Raw genomic sequence first — 20582 nt, 5'->3', positions numbered from 1 at the left:
ACCACGCCGATTTCGAACGCCGCTCATCGATATCGGGGCGCGGCGGGGAGGAAACGGGAAAGTCGCTCGGGAGTCGTCGATAACGGTACACGATTCTAAATATACACTCGAATACACCATATTCCAATATACTATTTTATTTATACAATGAAATAGTAGTGTCACACAATGGTTTCGGTAACCCGGTTGAGCATCGAGACATCGCTTCCGGTGGACGAAAACGAGTTGACCCCCGCGGAAAAGGGAGTCCTGAATCTTCTCGCGGAAGGTCGGTGCACGCCAGCGTACGTCGGTAGCGAACTGGCTATCGGAGCGGACACGGCGCGGTCAGTTCTCGACGGGTTCCGCGATGTCGATATCGTCGGCAAGCCGTATCGTGGTCTGTACGAGCTACAGGACGGAAAAGGAACGGACGACGAGAAGTATCGGAACACCGAGACGGTTCTCGTCGACGTCCCGTTCGACGACGACCAGTTCAGGCCGACCGAACGGGGGATTTTGAACCTGCTCGCCGAAGGCAGGGCGATACCCGCATATCTCGCGCAAGAACTCGACGTGACGCAAGAATGGGTGAAAAATCGGCTCCACGAACTCACCCGACTCGGCCTCGTTCGACGGCGGTATCGGGGGCTGTACGAACTCGACGTAGACTAGCGGACGGAAAGACCCGTCACGCCCGTCAGGCCGAGATGGCGACTCCGCCAGCCGTCCCCGACGGTTGCCAGAACGGTCCCGGATTCGGTCGCGGCGTACACGCCGTCGCCGAACGCGATAGCCGCGATAGGGTCATCGACCGGAAGCGAAACGTCCGTCCACTCGTCGCCCGCTCGGGAAACCACTTCGTCGGCGGTTGCGGCGTACGCATCCCCGTCCGTCGCGCTCACGACGCGGAAATCGCCCGCCAAGACCTCCATCCAGCCGTTGCCGAGTCGGTAGAGGCCGTCGGCGGTCGCGGCGAGCGGAACACCCGCCGCGGAGACGTCCCGAACGTCGGTCAACCCGGCGTGCTGTATACCGTCGGACGAAACGCGATAGACGCCCTCGGCGGTGGCGACCAGATTGCCGTCGATGGCTCGTACGGCGTCGAGCGTCGCCAATTCGTGCCATTCACCGTCGTAACGCGCGAGTCGGCCGTCCTCCCCCGCCGCGAGAAGGTCGTCGCCGTCGAACCCGACGGCGACGGCGGGGCCGAATCCGAGCGGCGAAAACGCCGCGTCGAGCACGTCCTCATCGGTCGCAACGGCGAGGGTTCCGTCGGTCGCGGCGATGTCGCGGGCGGCACAGCGGTGGGCCAGCGAGAACTCGCCGATGATGTCACCGGAGGCTTCGACGCGAGCGACGCCCAGTTCGGTGGCGACGAAGACCGTCGTCGTTCCCTCCCGGTCGCTGTAAACTCGCTTCTCGTCGATGGTGGTCATGCGCGAGTGAAGGACGCAACTCGGGGAAAACGTTCGGATTTCCGTCTACCGAAGTCCGGTCGAAAACCGCCGTCGATCACGAGAAGTCGCCGAGTCCCGTCTGTGTATCCTCCTCGGCGGCGACTTCCGCGACGATTTCGGGGGAATCGTTGTCCGGGCTATTCACCTTCGTCGAAACCGGATAGGCTCGCATTTCGCTCGCGGGGAACGGGTCGAGCACGGCCCGTCGTTCGTCCGCGTCGCCCGTGAGCCACGTCGTCTCCTCGTCGGGGTCGAGGATGACGGGCATCCGATGGTGGATTTCGCCGACGACATCGTTGGGTTCGGTGGTGACCACGGTGAACGAGGTTTTCCGCTCCCCGTTTTGCCACGGTTCCCACAGGCCAGCCATGGCGAACGGCTCGCCGTCCGCTCTGGTCATTCGGTAGGGCTGTTTGCCCGTCGGGGTCTTTTTCCAGTCGTAGAAGCCGTCCGCGAGGACGAGACACCGGCGGTCGCGGTAGGCGTCCCGAAAGCTCGGCTTGTCGGCCAGCGTCTCGGCGCGGGCGTTGACGTGCCCGCCGCCGAACTCGTCGGCCCAGTGGGGGACGAGTCCCCACGTCGGGAAGCAGATCTCCTCGGGCGCGTCGTTGCGAACGACCGGGTGTTCCTGACCGGGCGCGACGTTGTACCGCGGACGAAGCGGACGGACCGGTTCGGCGTCGAACCGGTCGGTGAGTTCGTCCTGCGGTGCGAAGAGCGAGAGGCGGCCACACATACTCGGTACTCCGCGACGAAGGGGAATAAACACGAGGGCAAACGGGTTCGACGGGTCGAAATCGGAGGTACCAGCGGATTACGACCGGTCTACGACGGCTGTTCGTGCGGGGCGAGTTCGTCTTCCGTGCGCCCGCTGCTGTTGATGATGTTGAACGCCGTCATCAGGTCGGTGCGGGAGATGATACCCGTGACGTTCCCGTCGGCATCGATGACCGGGAGACGGCCGATGTTGTGTTGTTGAATCGTTTCGAGCGCGTCCATCGCGTCGCCGTCGGCGGGAATCGTCTTGACGTCGGTGGACATCACTTCCCGAACGGTGTAGGCGTCGCGTTCGACCTCCCTGACGCTCCGGGCGTCGTCCAGCGTTATCATGCCGACGAGTTCGCCGTCGTCGATCACGGGATAGCCGGTGTGGCGCTGGCGGAACATGGTTTCGAGGAGGTCGGCGATGGACGTGTCCGACGAGACGGTGTGTAAGTCCTCGGCACCGGTCATCACGTCCCGGACGCGGACGTTTCGGAAAGTCGCCGAGAGGACCGACTGTTGGGCCTCGCTGGTCGCGCCGATGTAGATGAAGAAGGCGATACCGATGAGCAACAAGTTGCCGCCGAGGAGGCCGAACAGTCCCAGGAGGATGGCGAACACTTTACCGACCTCGGCGGCGGTTTGGGTGGCTTGCGCGAACGGACGCGTCCGGGCGAGAAGCGCCCGGAGGACGCGGCCACCGTCCATCGGAAAGCCGGGGAGGAGGTTGAACGCGGCGAGGACGAGGTTCATCAGAGCGAGGTAGCCGAAGACGAACCGGACGGCCTGCAGGTTCGTCGGGACGACGAAGAGCACGGCGAACGAGAGAACGCCGAGGACGATACTGACGACGGGACCCGCGACGGCGATGAGGAGTTCCTCGGACCATTCTTCCGGCTGGTCGGTGAGGCGAGCGATACCGCCGAATATCCACAGCGTTATGGAGTCGATGGGGAAGCCAAAGTGCATCGAAACGACGGAGTGACCGAGTTCGTGGAGGATGACGCCGACGAACAACCCGATGGCGGCGGCGGCACCGAGATAGAGCGGCATCATTCCTGACGAGAGGGGACCGGCGTCTAACCCGAGACTCCAGAGGTCGTTCATTATCTGGACCCATTGTTCGACCTGCGTTCCGATGAGCCACGCGAACACAGGTAGAATGAACAGGAAAGTGAGGTCGAGTTTTATCGGGATGCCGAACACGCTCCCGATTTTGAAGCTTCGCATGGAAGTATATAGCACCGGAACCGCCTTAAACCTCGTCGCGGCGAGCGGCGTCCCGAAGTATTCAAGGGGGCGCTCTGGGGAGAAAATAGCGTGAGCGGTCCCGAATATTTCAGACGGACGGCGGTGACGCGCCTGGCGGTGGAGGCCGAGGACCACGAGCGGCTGCTGTCCATGGTACGCGAGTGGAAACGCGGGTGCCAGATAGCGGTCAACGCCGCGTGGGGCGTCTGTCACACCCGAAACGAGGTACAAAAGCTGGCGTACGAGAAGTTGCGCGAGCGTACCAGCCTCGGGAGCCAGCACGCCGTTCTCGCCACGCACCGCGCCGCCGAAGCGATAAAGCGTACCCTCGAACGGGGCGACGAGACGGCAAAGCCGGAGTTCACCAGTCCGACCGTGGTTTACGACAGTCGCACGCTGACGATGTTCGACGACCGAAACATCAGCCTGACGACGACCGGCGACCGGGTTCGCTGTCGTCTCGTGTTCCCCGACCAGGGCTACCAATCGCGGTATCTGGACGACGACCGCTGGGAACCCGCAAAGAGCACGCTCCACTATCGTGACGGGGAGTTCCACTTCCACCTCGGATTTCGACGCCCCCGCCCGGACGTGGACCTTCCGACCGAAGACGCCACCGTCCTCGGCGTCTCGCTCGGCGTCCAAAACCTCGCCGTGACGAGCACGGCCCGCTTTTTCTCCGGCGCGGAACTCACCCACCGACACGCCGAGTTCGCCGACCTCCGCGAGGACCTCCGCGAGACGAACACCCGGAGCGCACGGCGAACGCTACGGCGGGCCGGGGAACGAATCGAGAACTTCACCCGCGACACCCTCCACGAAGTCGCCGGTGGAATCGTCTCGGAAGCGGAGCGACACGGCTGTGCAGTCATCGCGTTCGGCGAACTCGAAGGCGTCCAGGAGATGCTCACGGAATCGACTCCGTTCCACGGGCACGCGTTCGAGCGATTGTTCGAGTTCGTCGCGTATCGGGCGGCCGAGCGGGATATCGCGGTGGTACAGGTGAATCCCGAGTACACGAGCCAGCGCTGTACTTCGTGTGGGTTCACGCATCCGCAAAATCGGGACGTGGAGAACAATCGGTTCGAATGTCTGAAATGCGGCAGCGAGGCAAACGACGATTACAATGCGGCGAAGAACGTCGGGTTCCGCTGTATCCGGCGCGGGCCGCTGTCGTCGCGGGGGGTCGGTGCGAAATACTGCGCGCTCGGTTCCGGGCGGGTGACGCCGGACGGCGAGTTCGTCCCGAACGAAGAACTCGAAGCGGTGGGAAAACCTTAGCACGTCGCCTTCGAATGGGGGACGTATGTCCGAACCAATCGTACGAAACGCGGACGACATCGAATACGAGGCCGTCGGAGCGGCCGACGGCATGGAAAAAGGGGTTCTCATCGGCGACGAACAGGATGCGCCGAACTTCGCCATCCGTCGGTTCACGCTCGACCCCGGCGCCGCGGTGCCCGAGCACACGAACGAAGTCGAACACGAGCAGTTCGTGCTCGAAGGCGAGTACGTCGTCGGCATCGGCGACGAAGAGTACGAAGTCAGCGCTGGCGATTCACTGTTGATTCCCGCGGGGACGGTTCACTGGTATCGAAACGAGAGCGACGAACCCGGAGCGTTCATCTGTGCGGTGCCGAACGGGGACGACGAGATTCGGCTCGTCTAACGATACTCGGAGAGCGAAACAACGGAGTCGATGGACGAGGAAACCCACGCCGCGTCTTCGCGGGTATCGGTGATTCGAACGAGCGGTCGGTCTCGGTCGGACCCGTCCTCGATTTCGAGGATAACGTTGTCGTCGAAGCGCCGTGGAAGGTCTTCTTCTTGCGTGCCTTTCATTATGCCACCATGAGCGCTACCGCGCGCTGTCCACCGCTAGCGGTCGAACCAGCTTTGTTATGTGCCGGTTGCGGAGCGGTAGTGGGAGAATAACGACCGCTCGAAGGTGTTAGGCCGATATTTCCATTTTTCAACGTCGGCTTTCCACGGACAGTGACATCGCCTACCACGGTCGAAAAGCGGCGATTCGCCGCCGTCTCGTTCGAATCGCTGAAATAGCTCCGGTGTGTAGCACGTCCCGTGTCGAAGCAGGCCCAGCAGGTGGAGACGCTCTTCTGCCACGAAACGGACAGGGGCTATCAGGTGGCCGCCCAACGGGGCGGTGAGCGGCAGTTCCGTGCCATCCTCGAGCTGAAGGAGACGGACGCTGGACCTCGACCCGGACGGTTCCTGTTGAAGGACGGGTCGAGCGAGAAACCGCGCAGTCCCGACGAGTTCGTCGAACTCGCACGGAACGCGAAGCGGATTCGAATCTCGCAGCAGACCTCGCCCGAGGCGCGCGAAGAGTTGAAGGAGATGCTCGACGGCTACCAACTCGACGCGAAAACGGTTCGGACGTGTCGGTTGTGCGCCAACAAGGGACGGTATTCGCCCATCAACGGCGACACGGCCATCGATACGGGCGACGAGTACATCTGTCCCGACTGTGCGACGCGGGAACTGGAGCGCGAACTCTCGTTCAGGGGCAACCTGACGAGCGCCGCCCAGGACCGACTCGAAGACCTCCTGCTGGAAGTTCAGGACTTGAAGCGAATCACGAACCTGCTCAAGGGGCGACTCGACCCCGACCTGACGAAGTTCGACGAAATCAGCGCGAACGTCGAGGACATCGAACTGGAGCGGACCGATTCGCTGAACCTCCACCCCGGCATCCAAAACTTGCTCGAATCGCGGTTCGATACCCTGCTCCCCGTCCAGAGCCTCGCGGTGCAAAACGGTCTCCTCGACGGCGACGACCAACTCGTCGTCAGCGCGACGGCGACGGGGAAGACGCTCGTCGGCGAGATGACGGGGCTGGACCGGATGCTGAACGGGAAGGGGAAGATGCTCTTTCTCGTTCCCCTCGTGGCGCTGGCGAACCAGAAGCACGAGGATTTCGAGGAGGAGTACGGTGACCTCGCAAACGTCACCATTCGCGTCGGTGCGAGTCGGGTTCGCGACGACGGCAATCACTTCGACCCGAACGCGGACATCATCGTCGGGACCTACGAGGGAATCGACCACGCGCTCAGGACGGGGCGCGATTTGGGCGACATCGGAACCGTGGTCATCGACGAGGTACATACGCTACAGGAACAGGAGCGCGGCCACCGCCTCGACGGCCTCATCTCGCGGCTGAAATACTACTGCGAGGAGCGCGCCAAAGAGCGGACCGAGTACGGCGGCGCACAGTGGGTGTATCTCTCCGCGACCGTCGGAAATCCGAAGGATTTGGCGCAGTCGCTGGAGGCGAATCTCGTGGAGTTTGAGGAGCGACCCGTCGCACTGGAGCGCCACGTCACCTTCACCGAGGGGCACGAGAAGCCCGTGACGGAGAACAAATTAGTGAAGCGCGAGTTCGACCGCGAGTCCTCGAAGGGGTATCGCGGCCAGACCATCATCTTCACCAACTCGCGGCGGCGCTGTCACGAGATTTCGAGAAAGTTGGAGTACAACTCCGCGCCGTACCACGCCGGACTGGATTACGGACGGCGAAAGAAGGTCGAACGCATGTTCGCCGAGCAGGACCTCGCGGCGGTTGTCACGACCGCCGCGCTCGCCGCCGGTGTCGACTTCCCGGCCTCGCAGGTCATCTTCGACTCGCTGGCGATGGGCATCGAGTGGCTGACCGTACAGGAGTTCCACCAGATGCTCGGCCGCGCGGGTCGGCCCGACTACCACGACCGCGGGAAGGTGTACGTCCTCGTCGAACCCGACGGAAGCTATCACAACAGCATGGAGATGTCGGAGGACGAGGTGGCGTTCAAACTCCTCAAAGGCGAGATGGAGGACGTTCGCACCCTCTACGACGAGAGCGCCGCCATCGAGGAGACGCTGGCGAACATCACCGTCGGCGGGAAAGCCGCGAAGCGCCTGAACGACCGGATGATAGGCGACGTGCCGACGAAACACGCGCTCGGCAAACTGCTCGAGTACGAGTTCATCCACGGCTTCTCGCCGACCCACCTGGGGCGCGTCGTCACGAGTCACTTCCTCGCGCCGGACGAGGCGTTCCGGATTCTGGACGGTATCCGGAAGGACAAGGACCCGTTCGAAATCGTCGCCGACCTCGAACTGTTCGGCGAGGACGAGTGACACGGGTACCGACCAAACGAAACGTTTTACACGGGGAGTGCGCTACTGAAGTGTACGGGATCGTGGGGTAGCTTGGTATCCTTTCGGCCTTGGGTGCCGATAACCTCGGTTCAAATCCGAGCGATCCCATTCTTCGACGACTACACCGTGAGCGGCGCGTTAGCGACGCGAACGATATCCGTCGTCCAAGATGATTCTACGAGAATTTGAACCCTGTAAGTCACAGCCCGCGCAACGAAGTGAGCAGAGTCCTCGTGAGCGACGTGAATGAAAAAGAAGGAGACCTACGCTGCTTCGTCGCTCGTTTCGGCGCCGTCATCCGACGAACTGTCGTCGGTATCGCCCGCCATCATCGACTTCACTTTCTTTCTCAGCACGACGTAGCCGCCGACGGCGCCGATGCCGAACGCGACGGCACCGGCTTTGCCGAAACGCCGGTAGCCGACCTTCGCGGCCTTTTTGCCGACCGTGAGTGGTCCGAGTGGTCCGAACATGCCTGTGGGTATTGCGTTCACGGGGATGTCCGGTATGTGGTTGCAGGTGCAAGCCGTTTATTCTACCGTGCGGGGGGAAATCGAAAGCAGCGGGGAATCGCGTTCGGTGGCGCGAGGTTCTGGACGCTTTGCGAAAGTTCTTACCTAATCGAGAACCAATGACCCATGAATGGCTCGCGCGGAAAACACGGAACTGATAGACAGGTTCGAGCAGTTCTATCGGAACTACTACCGAAACGAAATCGGGGAGCTCGCCCAAAGCTACCCGAACGAAAAGCGGTCGCTGTACATCAACTGGAACGACCTGTATCAGTACGACGCGGACATCGCGGACGATTATCTCGCGCAACCACAGCAGTTACAGGAGTACGCCGAAGAGGCGCTCCGTCTGTACGACCTCCCCGTGGACGTGAGCCTTGGGCAGGCACACGTTCGATTGCAGAACCTGCCGGAGCACACGGATATCCGCGCGATTCGTGCCCGGCACGTCAACACGCTGGTGAGCGTCCAGGGAATCGTCCGCAAGGCGACCGGCGTGCGGCCGAAGATTCAGGAGGCCGCGTTCGAATGCCAGCGCTGTGGAACGCTGACGTACATCCCGCAAGCGGGCGGGGACTTTCAGGAACCCCACGAATGTCAGGGCTGTGAGCGACAGGGACCGTTCCGCATCAACTTCGACCAGTCCGAGTTCATCGACTCGCAGAAACTCCGCATACAGGAGAGTCCCGAGGGGCTTCGCGGCGGCGAGACGCCACAGAGCATCGACGTACACATCGAGGACGACATCACCGGCCACGTCTCGCCCGGCGACCACGTGACCGTGACGGGCGTCCTCCACCTCGAACAGCAAGGGAGCGGCCAGGAAAAATCCGCCGTCTTCGACGTGTACATGGAAGGCGTGTCCGTGGAAATCGAGGACGAGGAGTTCGAGGACATGGACATCACGGACGAGGACAAACAGGAAATCATCGAACTCTCGAACGAGGGGAACATCTACGAACAGATGGTCGATTCCATCGCCCCGGCCATCTACGGCTACGACCAAGAGAAACTGGCGATGATTCTGCAGTTGTTCTCCGGCGTGACGAAACACCTCCCGGACGGGTCGCGGATTCGCGGCGACCTGCACATGCTTTTAATCGGTGACCCTGGTACTGGAAAAAGCCAGATGCTGTCATATATTCAACACATCGCGCCACGTTCCGTCTACACCTCCGGGAAGGGTTCCAGTTCGGCAGGACTGACGGCCGCGGCGGTCCGCGACGACTTCGGCGACGGTCAGCAGTGGACGCTGGAAGCAGGTGCGTTGGTACTCGCGGACAAGGGCATCGCGGCGGTGGACGAACTGGACAAGATGAGTCCGGAGGACCGCTCCGCCATGCACGAGGGACTGGAACAGCAGAAGATCAGCGTGAGTAAAGCGGGGATCAACGCGACGCTAAAATCCCGCTGTTCGCTCCTCGGCGCGGCGAACCCGAAGTACGGGCGATTCGACCAGTACGAGTCCATCGGCGAGCAGATCAACCTCGAACCCGCGCTCATCTCCCGATTCGACCTCATTTTCACCGTGACGGACAAGCCGGACCCGGATCACGACTCGCAACTGGCAGAACACATCCTCCAGACCAACTTCGCGGGCGAGTTGAACACGCAGCGGACGGAAATCAACGCGCCGAACATCACGGAAGAACAGGTCAACAGCCAGACGGAGGAGGTGGCACCGGCGATAGACGCCGAACTCCTCCGAAAGTACATCGCCTACGCGAAATCGAACGTCTATCCGACGATGACCGAGGAGGCCCGCGAGGCGATTCGTGATTTCTACGTCGATTTGCGCTCGAAGGGGACGGACGAGGACGCCCCGATTCCGGTCACGGCCCGAAAGCTGGAGGCGCTCGTTCGTCTCGCCGAAGCGAGCGCTCGCGTTCGACTGTCGGATACGGTCGAGCGGAAGGACGCGGACCGCGTTATCGAAATCGTTCGGTCGTGTCTACAGGACATCGGCGTGGACCCGGAGACGGGGCAGTTCGACGCCGACGTGGTGGAGACGGGGACCTCGAAGTCCCAGCGGGACCGTATCAAGAACATCAAACAACTCATCGCGGACATCGAGGAGGAGTACGACGACGGTGCGCCCGTGGAAGTCGTCCTCGACCGAGCGGACGAGATTGGCATGGATCCCTCGAAAGCCGAACACGAAATCGACAAGCTGAAACAGAAAGGCGAGGTGTACGAGCCGTCGACAAACCATCTTCGGACCACCTGAGATGGACCGAATTTCCGCACTCAGAAACATCGAGGACGCCCTCTCGGACTTCGAGTCGGGAGCGGACGAGTTACGGGAGACACAACGTCGAGTGTTGGCGGTGTTACAGACGTACGCCACCGAGTTCGAAACCGAGCGTGACGTGTTCGCCTACCGTGCATATGGAGATGAGCGGGCGGAAGGAATCGTCGTCGTCGCGGAGTCGGCGGACGACGCGCGGGGACGGATCATCGAACTGCTCGGCGATGAAGCGGTAGAATTTCACGTCGAGAACATCAGTAAATGACAACATCCGGGAGATGGAAAACTAGATAAACATGCCCGGAATAGAGTAGAAGTATACGACAGCGTGTGTAGGTGTATCAAATGCGACAAAGCCGACAAAATCTCCGGGATTTATCAATCCCATAATAATGCAGGTGGCTGAATGATACACGAGGGATGGTACGGGATGGACGATACAGCGAGCACGCGCGGCATCGGCGAGGGACGACCGAAATGAGCGGTCTTTCGGTGGCTCTCGACGGCGAATCTAGCGTCCTCGTTCTCTCGCCTTCTATGAATTCGGAAACCGACGAGGCGTGCGTCGGTATGTTGACGGATTCACCACCAGCGGAGGAAAACGTACTATGGGTGACATTTACGCGCTCGCCGGACGCGTGTATTCAAGATTGGCTCGCACATGCGAACGGTCGCCCAGCGAACTTGCGGTTCATCAGTGTCGGTGAGACGGTTCGGTCGGTGGCGACATCGGCACCGGTGCAGGAGACATCGACGGATGCCGTCGTCGATACGCTCTCAAATCCCGGCGATTTGACGGGGCTCGGAATCAAAATCAGCGAGGTGCTACAACAGTGGCACGGAAACGGCAACCGAACCGTCGCGTGTTTCCACTCGTTGACCGCACTACTCCAATACTCGGACGTCCAGACCGTCTACAAGTTTCTGCACGTCCTCACCGGACGCTTTACCACCGCCGACGTGAGCGCACACTTCCACCTCGACCCCGAAGCACACGACTCACAAACCATCAACACCCTCAAAACGCTGTTCGACGCTGTTGCCGAGTTCGACGGGGACGAGTGGAACGTGAAAACGCGGTGATTAATTTTAAAATACATCGGTTTCGAACGAACGTCTGTGCTGTTGATAATCACCTACTCCAGCGGTGCCCGACAGACGCTTCGGAACATCTGCACGACACACGAGGAATGTGTCGTCCGACGGTTTGGACGGGTCGCCTTGCTACGGCAGACGGAACTGGGTGCGTTTCTCGCGCTTCGTCTCTACGAGAAACACGGAGCAGACGTGCAACTCGAACGCACCGAACCGCTGAACGAGTTCCGCGACGTACCGGATGCGGTTCGGGAGGCCGCAAAAGCGTACGAGAATCGTGAACGGCCGAGCACGCCCTACGACAAGTTCGCCGTGGGGACGGACCACCCGGCACCGGATTCGATGCGAAACGCTGATTTATGAAGGTAGAAACGCAGGAAAAGACGTTTCGGGGGCGCGCAATCGACCTGCGTGAGGAGTCGGTTGCGGGGACAGATGTCGTCGCAGCGATTCGGTCGGACGCCGAATCGAGCGCGCTCGATATCGAGTGTGCCGACCCGCACCCGGTCCACGAGTACGTGGGATACATCGAGTCGGGGACGTCCGTTCGTGTCCGCTCGGCAGTGGCCGCCGCCGCGCGGTCGCTCGGGATGGACGCACCGCAGGACGAGGAACTAGCGAAACTAGAGGCATCGTTGCGGTCGCTCGATGTGGAAGAGGTTTCGGTTCGTTCGGAGCGGCGGCGCGTGGCCGAGATGGGCGGGACGGAAACGGAACTTCGGGAGAAAGTCGCCGCACTCCGTGGCAGGGTACAGGCAATACGAGAGTCGGGAGGGAATGGAGAAGATGCCGAGTCGAAACTACGGAGCGCAACGCGGGAGTTGGCCGAGACGGAGACGGAACGAATCGCCGCCCGCCGAAATCGTCTGGACGGAACGAGCACCGGAGACGGAAGAACCGTCGGTCGGCGGTGCGACTCGGCACGATTCTCCCGCCGGACTCGACATCGAACCGACGACCGCGGGTGTCGTGCGAGCGTTGGGGAACGCCCGGCCACCGGCGGACGCGGTTCCGACACCCGACCGGGCGGAAATACCCGATGCAGTAAAATCGTGGCTGTCGGCCGTCGAGACGCGAATCGAGCGGTACGAGACAGGGGACAAAGAGACGAGAGGCGGAGAGATGGGAGAGATAGGAGAAGTAGAAGGAGGAAAGATGGGAGAAAGAGAGTGCGAAGAGATGGGAAGTGGTAGGCCGAAAAAACGGACGGTCGCCGAGCAAGCAGAAGAACAGGAGTTGCGACGGAGAATCGCGGCGGACGAACGGACGCTCGAAGCGGTTGCAAACCGGGTGCAACGAGTGCGAAAGCGGGTCGAATCGACGGGGAAATCGAACGCGGTCGGGAGAACGAGATGATCGTGGCCGTTACGGGTGGGAAAGGTGGCGTCGGAAAATCGACCGTTGCGCTCAATCTCGGAGCGGAACTCGGCGGCGTCGTCGTGGACGCAGACCTCGCAATGGCGGACCTGCCGAGGTCGCACGGACCCGATTTACACGACGTGCTCGCCGGACGAGCGGATGCGCTCGAAGCCGTTTCGAGCGTCGGGGACGTGCTGATGCTGCCGTGCGGTCGCACGTTGGCCGGTGCGCGGGCGTGCGACGTGACCGAGTTCGTCGATGCGATAGCGCGGGTTGCGACGGAGTACGACCACGTAATCATCGACTGCCCGGCGGGGATGGCGGCCGATGCGGGATTGCCGCTGGTCGCCGCGGATAGCTACGTCCTCGTGACGATTCCGCGCCCGTTCGCGCTTGCGGACGCGGTGCGGACGAAGGCGCTCGCGCGGCGACTCGATGCAGGATTGTGTCGAGTGGTACTGAACCGGGTCCGCGATGACCCGCCGGTCGAAACCGTGGAGCGGACGCTCGGGGCACCGGTGACGACGCTACCGGAATCGACGACGATTGCGGACGCACAGCGGAACGGGTGTCCAGTCGCGACGCTGGCACCGGAGAGCGGGGCGAGAGAACAGTTTTCGGAACTCAGTCGGGCGGTTTACTCCTGCAGGTCGTGATACGTCGAGCGGAGCGTCACGGGGGTGACGTCGGCGACTTCGGCGGCGGCGCGTTGGGTGACGCGTTCGTCGCAGTCGCGGGCCGCCGCGTAGAGACACGCGGCGGCGACGCCGCTGGGGTTGCGGCCGCTGACGAGGTGTTTCTCCTCCGCCCGTTCGACGAACCGTTTGGCACGTCGTTCGGTCGTCATCGAGAGGTCGAGACGGCTGGCGAACCGGGGAAGGTACTCGCGCGGGTCGATGGGACCGATTGGAAGGCCGAGTTCGCGGTTCACTGCGTCGTAGGCGGCCGTCAGTTCGGTGCGTTCGGCGCGAGCGCGTTCGACGATTTCGTCGAGCGTTCGGGAGACGGCCGACGCTCGGCAAGTGGCGTACACCGCCGCCGCGGCGAATCCTTCTATCGACCGTCCGCGAAGTAGGTCCTCGGACTGTGCGGATTCGAACAGCACGCACGCCCGGTCGCGGACGTTTTCGGACAGTTGGAGCGCGCCGACGAGACGGCGAATCTCGGTGAAGCCGTATACGCGATTTCGTTCCGCCTTGGACGAGAGCCTGGCGCGGTTGTGTTGGCGGCGCATCCGCATCATGCGGCGTCGCTTCCGGCCCGTGAGTCGGACGGTGCTGTTCTTGTAGCCGATTTCGGTCGTCAACCCGCGGTCGTGGCGCGAACGCGTCAGTGGTGCACCAGTTCGCTTGCGGTCGGTGTCGTCGTCGCTGAACGACCGCCACTCCGGGCCGCGGTCCAAGCCGTCTTCCGCGACGACCAACCCGCACTCGGTACAGACCGCTTCGGTGCCGCGTGTGCGGACACAACCGCGGCATTCGGGACACGTTTCGGTTGAGGTTTGTATCGCACCCATTACAGTTGAAACTTCGTCCGAGATGGTATTTAAACGAGCGCCGAAATCGGAAAACGAGCCGGTGTTACGAGTGACGAGCGTACCGGTAACCGGTACGTTATAACCGTCGTCCAATTACCATATTTGATACCTGTCTAGAAGGTTAAAGTCAGTGGAAAGAGAAGTTGAATACATGGCGCTGTCGAATATCGCGGCCGGGTTGGAGGTGACGGCCGAACAGCAAGAGTACGGTGTTGCAACCGTGGACGACACCGGACGGGACCTCCGAGAACGGCTCGCACCGTTCGGCGACGCGTTACCCTGCGAAACGGACGCCGCGGTAACGATAGTCGAGACGCACGCGTCCGGAACTTCGGTCGGCGAAAGCGCCCGCCGTGCAGGCGTCGCACCGATGACGGCCGCGAAGACGCTCCATCTGCTTGGTGTGCGCGGTATCTCGCCGCTTTCGTCCATCGGTCACGAACTTATCGAGGACTGGCTCTCCGCGAACTGCTCGCGGTCCGAAGCGCTCGCGCTGTCCGGCGCGAACGAAACCGAGTTCGCGCTGGCGACGTTCATCGAAACGCACGAGCAGCTGGACGGTGCGGCCGAAGTGCTCGAAAGCGCGTTGGCGATGAACGGGGACGCCGCCGTCGAAAAGCGAGACGCGCTGGCGGAGACGATGAGCGACGTGGGCGACCTATTGTAGCGAATTTCGAAACGCAGGGAAATCAGCTTCGAAGCGACTCCGGCAGATAGTTGTCGGGAAGGTACACCTCCGGGTCGATATCCAAGAACCGCTCCTCCGGAAACTCGACGTCAAGCGAAACGTCAAACACCGTTTCGACGGCGGCGACGATGGCGGGAGAAAACGACGCGTCGAGTTCGGGTGCGCTCGCCGGGACGTCCTCGACGGCGTTCTCGTCGCTCATCGGAATCGGTACCGCGTCCCCCAGCGGATGCTCACCGTCCGCGCGATTGGCGAGAACGGTGTCCGCGTCCGTTCCGAGGTCGGAGAGGCGGCCGCGCATTCCCTGCACGGCGTCGGCTCCGAGACGGGAGGCCGGTGCGACCAACGTCACCGTGTCCGCGGCGTGGACGGCGGCGACGGCCTGATTCGCGGCGACGGGCGGCGTGTCGATGAGAACGTGGTCGAACTCGTCCGCGGTTCGTTCCACGAGCCGCTCGAAGGCTTCTGCGGCGGTTGTGGTCTTCGCCCGTGCGAGGCGCTCGAAGGGAGCGTACGCTGGACAAAGCGAAAGCCGTCCGGGGGTTGCGACCGGATGTTCGAGGAGCGCGTCGGCGAGGTCGTGCTCGTCGGTGAGCAGTGCGGTGATGTCGGTGTCGATGCGGCCTGGAACGTGGCGCGCCAACCCCTGTGTCGCAAAGGCGGCGTCCAGAATCACCACGTCGCGCCCGACGTGAGAGAGCACGGCGGCGGTTTCGAGACAGAGGCGCGTCGTTCCGGCCCCGCCGGTCGCACCGACGAGTGCGGCAGTTCGTTTCACGTGTTCGAATCTAAATAGATTCGTTCCGGTATAAAAATATATAGTTACCGGCCGTCGCGGATGTCGTCCGCAATCGCGTCCAGTTCCTCGTCCGAGAGGTCAGGGCGGTCACCCGCGATGGCGTGAATCGGATGGCCGCCGTCGCCGTCGAAACGGGGGATGACGTGGCCGTGAACGTGCGGAACTTCCTGTCCGGCAGCCTCGCCGTTGTTGAACGCGACGTTGCTCGCGTCGGCATCCACCGCGGTTTCGACGGCGGGCGTGAGGTCGTGCAGGACCGAGAACAGGTCCGCCGCGGCGTCGTCCGGGAGGTCATCCAGCGTTTCGTGGTGGTCCTTCGAGATGACGAGCGTGTGACCCGGCGCGAGCGGATTCACGTCGAGGAAGGCGAGGACGCTTTCGTCCTCGTAGACCGTTTTGCTCGGAATGTCTCCGGCGACGATTTGACAGAAGATGCAGTCGTTCGGCATGTCAGTGTAATCGTGCGACTCCCAGATGAAAGTTGAGGGTTCCGCGGTAGTTCGAGGGGGGACTTTCGAAATCAATCGCGGAGTTGGAGCAGTTGCCGTCGCCGCGATTCGATGTCGAAATCCGGGTCGAGGTTCGGGTCGTCGGCTAATCGGTCGAGAACGAGCAAAGGGTCGACTCCGGCCGCTTCGACGCGGTCGAACAGCGCATCGACGTGTTGGCGATAGAGCGCGAGCGACGAGAGGAGCGCGGTGGCGAGAACCATCCCGGCGGCGGGGTCCGGTTCGTCCGGGAGCGCGTCGCTTATCGTGGCGAAGTTCGACGGTTCGACGTCCGGATTCTCCACCGGTTCGAAGGCGAGACACCGCGTGCAGAGGAGAATCGACGACGGTCGGTTCGGGACGTCCGCACGGAGTTCGGACGGAACGGCGAACGTTCGTCGTTCGCCGCCGCATTCGGGACATTCCATACGGGAGTAGAACGGCGCAAGCCTCAAAAAGATGGTATAGTTTCGTCAGCAGCGGGTGGGGATTCAGGTCGATGGCGGCGTTTCCGTGCGGTCGTCCGCCTCGTCGGTGACGTTGATGGGAATCCCTTCCTGGTCGCTCTCACCGAACCCGGCGCTGAGGATTCGGGTCAAGGCGTCTTCGACGCTCTCGTCGGTTTCCGTTATGTCGTCCGATTCGACTTCGATGACGAATCCGGTGGTGATGTTCGGCGCGGTCGGCAAAAAGAGAAGTTCGCGGCCGTCCTCGGCCTGCTTGCCGGTTTTGAAGGCGGTCATCCGAAGGCCGTTCCACGTCTCGATTTTGACGGGCTTCTGGAGTTGGTTGGTGTCGGAGAGGGCGGTTTCCGCGGCCATCTTCGACGCGTTGTACACGATTCGAAGGCCGGGCAATCGGTTCATGGACCCGTCGATGGCGTTCTCGACGACGCTGCCGAGCGTTGTCCGCATGAGGTAGCCGATGCTGAAGACGAGTGCGGTGAACACCGCGAGGACGATACCGACGCGGATGAGGTCGCCGGGGATGATGATCATTCCGCCGAAAAGAATGTAATCCTGTAGGTTTTCCAAGAACGGCAGCCCGGCGATTTTGAGGAACAACCACGCGATGATGTACGCAGTAACCAGTAGAGGGGCCAAAACGATGAGACCGCTTCCAGCATCGCGTTTCCACGAAGACATTTAGGTGTAGCGTCTGGTTGCAGGAATATAAACTAGTTGCAATATTTTTGCTACCTGCCGAGGACGGCGCGGGCCGCGAAGAGGAGGTTCTCCTTGCGCTCCATCGCGCGACGATAGAAGTACGACATCCACTTGCCGCCGTAGGGGACGTACTGCCAGACTTCGTACTCCTCCGCCAGTTCCATCTGTGCGTCCTCGCGGACGCCCATCAGCATCTGGATTTCGAAGTCGGTTCCGTACTCGTCGTGGAGTTCCGTCGCGTACTCTATCATCGCCGGGTCGTGGCTGCCGACCGCGATACCGCCGTCGAACTCCTCGAACATGAATTCGAGATACTCGCGGTAGGCGGCGTTGACGCGCTCTTTTTCCTTGTACGCGAGTTCCGGGGGTTCGTCGTAGGCACCTTTTACCAGTCTAACCTTGCCGGGGAGGTCGGCGAGTCGTTCGAGGTCCTCTTTCGTGCGCTTGAGGTTCGCTTGGACGCAGACGCCGACGCCGCCGTCGTGTTCGAGGGTGAGTTGTTCGAAGAGGTCGAGGGTCGCGTCGGTCGTCGTGTGGTCCTCCATGTCGATCCAGACGAAGGTGTCGTCGGCCGCGTCCGCGATTCGCTCCATGTTATCGCGGTAAACGTGCGTGCCCACGTCCAAGCCGACCTGTGAGGGTTTCACCGAGACGCACGCCGAGAGGTCGGAGCGCTCGATGTCTTCGAGCAACCGAAGGTACACCTCGGCGTCCTCGTCTGCCGGTCCTCGCTCGTGATAATGCTCGCCGAGAAGGTTGAGGATGACGTTGACGTTGCGTTGGTTCAAATCCCGCGTGTACTCGAGCGCTTCCGCCGGGGTTTCACCCGCGACGAACCGACTGGCAATCGGTGGTATCATGCATCTTCTTTCACACTCCCGCGTCTTATCATTGTATATTGCACCCGTGACAGTCATCGGCATATATTCCGGGCCAGACCGCTGGGTCTTAAGACCCGGAGGGTATCTATCCCCATATGAATCTTCTCGGTGCGGACGTGTTCGAAACCGTGGCCGTCGCGGTGTGGGCGATGTTGCCCGCGTACGTCCCGAACAATTTCGCGGTGCTCGCGGGGGGCGGCACGCCGATAGACGGCGGACGGACGTGGAACGGCAAGCGCATTCTCGGTGACGGGAAGACGTGGCGCGGGACGGCGGCCGGGATTCTGGCCGGAGCGATACTGGCCCTCCTACTGAACGCGATTCGTCCGACGGCGGCGGGCGCGCTGGGCGTCGCGCTTCCCGACCCGTTTCCCGCCATCGTGGTTTTCACCCTGCCGGCGGGCGCGATGCTCGGCGACATGACCGCCTCGTTCCTGAAGCGGCGCACCGGCCGGGAGCGCGGCGCGGCGTTTCCCGGCATCGACCAACTCGATTTCGTCGTGATGTCGCTCCTGCTCACCCTGCTCGCCGCGCCGGGGTGGACGCTCGAGACGTTCGAACCGCCGGTCGTCGTCGTCGTTCTGGTGGTGACGCCCCTCCTGCACATCGTGACGAACGTCATCGCGTACGTCCTCGGACTCAAGAACGAACCGTGGTAGAACGCCGCGGTACCGGCGACAAAGAACTACTTTTAACCCGCCTCGCCACCCCGACTCGCACATGGCGAATCAGGAACTCATCGAGGCCTTGCGCGCGGCGGATGCCGTCCAGTACGGCGAATTCGAACTTTCCCACGGCGGGACGAGCGACTACTACGTGGACAAATATCTCTTCGAGACGGATCCGCACTGTCTGTCGCTCATCGCGGAAGCGTTCGCGGAGCGACTGGACGGGACGAAGCTAGCGGGTGTGGCCCTCGGTGCGGTTCCCCTCGTCGCGGTGACGAGCGTCGAGACCGAGACGCCCTACGTCATCGCGCGGAAACAACAGAAGGAGTACGGGACGGCGAACCTCATCGAGGGACGACTCGACGACGGCGAGGAGGTCATCGTCCTCGAAGATATCGTGACGACCGGACAAAGCGCGGTCGATGCGGTGGAGGCCCTCCGCGACGCGGGCGCGGACGTGAACAAAATCCTCGTCGTCGTGGACCGAGAGGAGGGCGGCCGCGAGAATCTGGCCGACGCTGACGTCGAGATGGAGGCGCTGCTTTCGGCCTCCGACCTGCTCGCCGAGAACGACGCCGACGAGTAATGGCTGCGCGGCGGACGGTCCGCCGCGTTCGGGATGCCATTTGAATTGCTTTCGTGTTGTGCCAGCCGATTTTTTACGGCTATCGCCGATGAAATACCATGTCGCTCCGAAGCCACGCAAGTGTCTCGCTCATCGTCTCTGGTATCGTTTCATTTCTCATCGGCGTCGCTCCCGGAAGTTCGACGCTCTGGGGGGCGGGCCTCGTGGGCGCGGGGTTAGCCATCGGGGTGCTTCGAATTCTGCTGTAAAAGGACGCGACCGGGACGTTACGTCGTTCGGAAGGCGCGGTCGCCAGCGTCGCCCAGACCGGGGACGATGAAGCCGTCGTCGTTCAGGTGGTCGTCGATGCTGACCGTCAGGAGGTCGGCCTCGGGGAACTGGTCGTGGACGTGAAGCAGGCCGTCGGGTGCGCTGACGGCCGAGAGGACGAAGAAGTTCTCCGGGTTCGGTTGCTCGTTGAGCACCTCGTCGAGGACGGCGCACATGGTGCTACCCGTAGCGAGCATCGGGTCGGCGACGATGACGGTATCCTCCTCCGTGATTTCGGGGAGTTTGACGTAATCGATGGTGATGGGGAACTCCCCGTCGTCGTTCATTCCGGCTTCCTCGTCGCGTCCGGCGCTGATGACGCCCTGTTTGGCGCGGGGGAACGCCTTCAGCAGGCCCTCCACGAACGGCGTCGCGGCGCGGAGTACGTTGATGATAACCACGTCGTCCAACCCTTTGACGCGCTCGCCGGTCGTCTCGGTCAGCGGCGTATCGATGGAGACGTACTCGGTATCCATCGCGCCGTCGATGATTTCGTAACCACAGATGCGGCCGAGTTTCACGAGTCCCTTGCGGAAACCGACTTGTTCGGTCTCCTCGTCCCGAATCTTCGAGAGGGTGTCCTTCGCCATCGCGTGCGTGATGAGGTGGGCGTCACCTCGTTTTTCGATAGTCATA

The 20582-nt window shown here is 62.1% G+C and carries 26 protein-coding genes and 1 tRNA gene; 15 read left to right on the top strand and 12 right to left on the bottom strand.

Annotation, left to right across the window (positions count from 1 at the left end; genetic code table 11):
- Nucleotides 1-168 precede the first annotated feature (168 nt).
- On the top strand, nt 169-654 hold the full coding sequence (locus tag V5735_RS11210; RefSeq protein WP_423743595.1) for a hypothetical protein: 486 nt from the start codon (nt 169-171) through the stop codon (nt 652-654).
- On the opposite strand, the gene V5735_RS11205 is transcribed toward V5735_RS11210, so the two are convergent.
- From V5735_RS11205 to V5735_RS11195, 3 genes are all read right to left on the bottom strand, one after another.
- Nucleotides 651-1418 (bottom strand): HVO_0234 family beta-propeller protein, encoded by a 768-nt coding sequence (locus tag V5735_RS11205; RefSeq protein ID WP_423743594.1) that lies wholly within the window; start codon nt 1416-1418, stop codon nt 651-653. The genes V5735_RS11210 and V5735_RS11205 overlap by 4 nt on opposite strands.
- A gap of 76 nt (nt 1419-1494) precedes the next feature.
- Nucleotides 1495-2175 carry an SOS response-associated peptidase gene (locus V5735_RS11200; protein ID WP_423743593.1) on the bottom strand — a complete coding sequence of 227 codons (681 nt, stop codon included), beginning with the start codon at nt 2173-2175 and terminating at the stop codon, nt 1495-1497.
- Nucleotides 2176-2264: 89 nt separating this feature from the next.
- Nucleotides 2265-3431: a CBS domain-containing protein gene (locus tag V5735_RS11195; RefSeq protein WP_423743592.1), complete on the bottom strand. Its 1167-nt coding sequence runs from the start codon at nt 3429-3431 to the stop codon at nt 2265-2267.
- Nucleotides 3432-3521: 90 nt separating this feature from the next.
- Between V5735_RS11195 and V5735_RS11190 the strand changes: the two genes are divergently transcribed.
- The gene (locus V5735_RS11190) at nt 3522-4733 is read left to right on the top strand and encodes an RNA-guided endonuclease InsQ/TnpB family protein (protein ID WP_423743591.1); all 1212 of its coding nucleotides are present in this window, start codon (nt 3522-3524) and stop codon (nt 4731-4733) included.
- Nucleotides 4734-4758: 25 nt separating this feature from the next.
- Nucleotides 4759-5121 carry a cupin domain-containing protein gene (locus tag V5735_RS11185; RefSeq protein ID WP_423743590.1) on the top strand — a complete coding sequence of 121 codons (363 nt, stop codon included), beginning with the start codon at nt 4759-4761 and terminating at the stop codon, nt 5119-5121.
- Here the strand turns inward: V5735_RS11185 and V5735_RS11180 are convergent.
- The gene (locus V5735_RS11180) at nt 5118-5294 is read right to left on the bottom strand and encodes a hypothetical protein (protein ID WP_423743589.1); all 177 of its coding nucleotides are present in this window, start codon (nt 5292-5294) and stop codon (nt 5118-5120) included. The genes V5735_RS11185 and V5735_RS11180 overlap by 4 nt on opposite strands.
- Before the next feature lie 240 nt (nt 5295-5534).
- Here V5735_RS11180 and V5735_RS11175 point away from each other — a divergent pair, with 240 nt between their 5' ends.
- Together V5735_RS11175 and V5735_RS11170 are read left to right on the top strand one after the other, a co-directional pair.
- Entirely contained in the window at nt 5535-7589 is a 2055-nt protein-coding gene (locus V5735_RS11175; RefSeq protein ID WP_423743588.1) for a DEAD/DEAH box helicase, read from the top strand.
- A 56-nt stretch (nt 7590-7645) separates the two neighbouring features.
- Nucleotides 7646-7718: transfer RNA gene (locus tag V5735_RS11170), tRNA-Pro, on the top strand.
- Nucleotides 7719-7873: 155 nt separating this feature from the next.
- Here the strand turns inward: V5735_RS11170 and V5735_RS11165 are convergent.
- Nucleotides 7874-8083 carry a hypothetical protein gene (locus tag V5735_RS11165; protein ID WP_423743587.1) on the bottom strand — a complete coding sequence of 70 codons (210 nt, stop codon included), beginning with the start codon at nt 8081-8083 and terminating at the stop codon, nt 7874-7876.
- Between the two features lie 169 nt (nt 8084-8252).
- Here V5735_RS11165 and V5735_RS11160 point away from each other — a divergent pair, with 169 nt between their 5' ends.
- The 6 genes from V5735_RS11160 to V5735_RS11135 all read left to right on the top strand — a co-directional run bounded on the left by V5735_RS11160 (nt 8253) and on the right by V5735_RS11135 (nt 13480).
- Nucleotides 8253-10349: a minichromosome maintenance protein MCM gene (locus tag V5735_RS11160; protein ID WP_423743586.1), complete on the top strand. Its 2097-nt coding sequence runs from the start codon at nt 8253-8255 to the stop codon at nt 10347-10349.
- 1 nt (nt 10350) lies between these two features.
- Nucleotides 10351-10635, top strand: coding sequence for a hypothetical protein (locus V5735_RS11155; protein WP_423743585.1), 285 nt, complete (start codon nt 10351-10353; stop codon nt 10633-10635).
- A gap of 212 nt (nt 10636-10847) precedes the next feature.
- The gene (locus tag V5735_RS11150) at nt 10848-11453 is read left to right on the top strand and encodes a DUF7504 family protein (RefSeq protein WP_423743584.1); all 606 of its coding nucleotides are present in this window, start codon (nt 10848-10850) and stop codon (nt 11451-11453) included.
- A gap of 36 nt (nt 11454-11489) precedes the next feature.
- On the top strand, nt 11490-11828 hold the full coding sequence (locus V5735_RS11145; RefSeq protein WP_423743583.1) for a hypothetical protein: 339 nt from the start codon (nt 11490-11492) through the stop codon (nt 11826-11828).
- 378 nt (nt 11829-12206) lie between these two features.
- Nucleotides 12207-12821 carry a hypothetical protein gene (locus tag V5735_RS11140; RefSeq protein ID WP_423743582.1) on the top strand — a complete coding sequence of 205 codons (615 nt, stop codon included), beginning with the start codon at nt 12207-12209 and terminating at the stop codon, nt 12819-12821.
- Nucleotides 12818-13480: a MinD/ParA family ATP-binding protein gene (locus tag V5735_RS11135; RefSeq protein ID WP_423743581.1), complete on the top strand. Its 663-nt coding sequence runs from the start codon at nt 12818-12820 to the stop codon at nt 13478-13480. Before V5735_RS11140 ends, V5735_RS11135 begins: the two co-directional genes overlap by 4 nt.
- Here V5735_RS11135 and V5735_RS11130 read toward each other — a convergent pair.
- Nucleotides 13462-14331, bottom strand: coding sequence for a transcription initiation factor IIB (locus tag V5735_RS11130; protein WP_423746020.1), 870 nt, complete (start codon nt 14329-14331; stop codon nt 13462-13464). The two genes, V5735_RS11135 and V5735_RS11130, sit on opposite strands and share 19 nt — an antisense overlap.
- Before the next feature lie 181 nt (nt 14332-14512).
- On the opposite strand from V5735_RS11130, the gene V5735_RS11125 reads away from it, so the two are divergent.
- Nucleotides 14513-15028 carry a hypothetical protein gene (locus tag V5735_RS11125; RefSeq protein WP_423743580.1) on the top strand — a complete coding sequence of 172 codons (516 nt, stop codon included), beginning with the start codon at nt 14513-14515 and terminating at the stop codon, nt 15026-15028.
- A 22-nt stretch (nt 15029-15050) separates the two neighbouring features.
- On the opposite strand, the gene V5735_RS11120 is transcribed toward V5735_RS11125, so the two are convergent.
- The 5 genes from V5735_RS11120 to V5735_RS11100 all read right to left on the bottom strand — a co-directional run bounded on the left by V5735_RS11120 (nt 15051) and on the right by V5735_RS11100 (nt 18362).
- Nucleotides 15051-15827: a MinD/ParA family ATP-binding protein gene (locus V5735_RS11120; RefSeq protein WP_423743579.1), complete on the bottom strand. Its 777-nt coding sequence runs from the start codon at nt 15825-15827 to the stop codon at nt 15051-15053.
- A gap of 44 nt (nt 15828-15871) precedes the next feature.
- Nucleotides 15872-16297: an HIT family protein gene (locus V5735_RS11115; RefSeq protein ID WP_423743578.1), complete on the bottom strand. Its 426-nt coding sequence runs from the start codon at nt 16295-16297 to the stop codon at nt 15872-15874.
- A gap of 71 nt (nt 16298-16368) precedes the next feature.
- Nucleotides 16369-16764 (bottom strand): DUF6276 family protein, encoded by a 396-nt coding sequence (locus tag V5735_RS11110; protein ID WP_423743577.1) that lies wholly within the window; start codon nt 16762-16764, stop codon nt 16369-16371.
- Nucleotides 16765-16827: 63 nt separating this feature from the next.
- Nucleotides 16828-17481: a DUF502 domain-containing protein gene (locus V5735_RS11105; protein WP_423743576.1), complete on the bottom strand. Its 654-nt coding sequence runs from the start codon at nt 17479-17481 to the stop codon at nt 16828-16830.
- Nucleotides 17482-17531: 50 nt separating this feature from the next.
- Nucleotides 17532-18362, bottom strand: a complete 831-nt coding sequence (locus V5735_RS11100; protein ID WP_007976009.1) for a proline dehydrogenase family protein — start codon at nt 18360-18362, stop codon at nt 17532-17534.
- A gap of 116 nt (nt 18363-18478) precedes the next feature.
- Here V5735_RS11100 and V5735_RS11095 point away from each other — a divergent pair, with 116 nt between their 5' ends.
- The 3 genes from V5735_RS11095 (at nt 18479) to V5735_RS11085 (ending at nt 19885) form a co-directional block, all read left to right on the top strand.
- Nucleotides 18479-19042 carry a CDP-2,3-bis-(O-geranylgeranyl)-sn-glycerol synthase gene (locus tag V5735_RS11095; protein ID WP_423743575.1) on the top strand — a complete coding sequence of 188 codons (564 nt, stop codon included), beginning with the start codon at nt 18479-18481 and terminating at the stop codon, nt 19040-19042.
- A gap of 61 nt (nt 19043-19103) precedes the next feature.
- The gene (gene pyrE / locus V5735_RS11090) at nt 19104-19637 is read left to right on the top strand and encodes an orotate phosphoribosyltransferase (protein ID WP_069452831.1); all 534 of its coding nucleotides are present in this window, start codon (nt 19104-19106) and stop codon (nt 19635-19637) included.
- Between the two features lie 98 nt (nt 19638-19735).
- Entirely contained in the window at nt 19736-19885 is a 150-nt protein-coding gene (locus V5735_RS11085; RefSeq protein ID WP_423743574.1) for a hypothetical protein, read from the top strand.
- 18 nt (nt 19886-19903) lie between these two features.
- Here V5735_RS11085 and upp read toward each other — a convergent pair whose 3' ends face one another.
- The gene (upp, locus tag V5735_RS11080) at nt 19904-20581 is read right to left on the bottom strand and encodes a uracil phosphoribosyltransferase (protein WP_007976002.1); all 678 of its coding nucleotides are present in this window, start codon (nt 20579-20581) and stop codon (nt 19904-19906) included.
- Between the last annotated feature and the right edge of the window lies 1 nt (nt 20582).

Origin of the sequence: Haladaptatus sp. SPP-AMP-3, from assembly GCF_049568665.1 — an archaeon.
GTDB classification, from domain to species: domain Archaea; phylum Halobacteriota; class Halobacteria; order Halobacteriales; family Haladaptataceae; genus Haladaptatus; species Haladaptatus paucihalophilus.
This window is presented reverse-complemented; position numbering and strand designations above follow the sequence as displayed.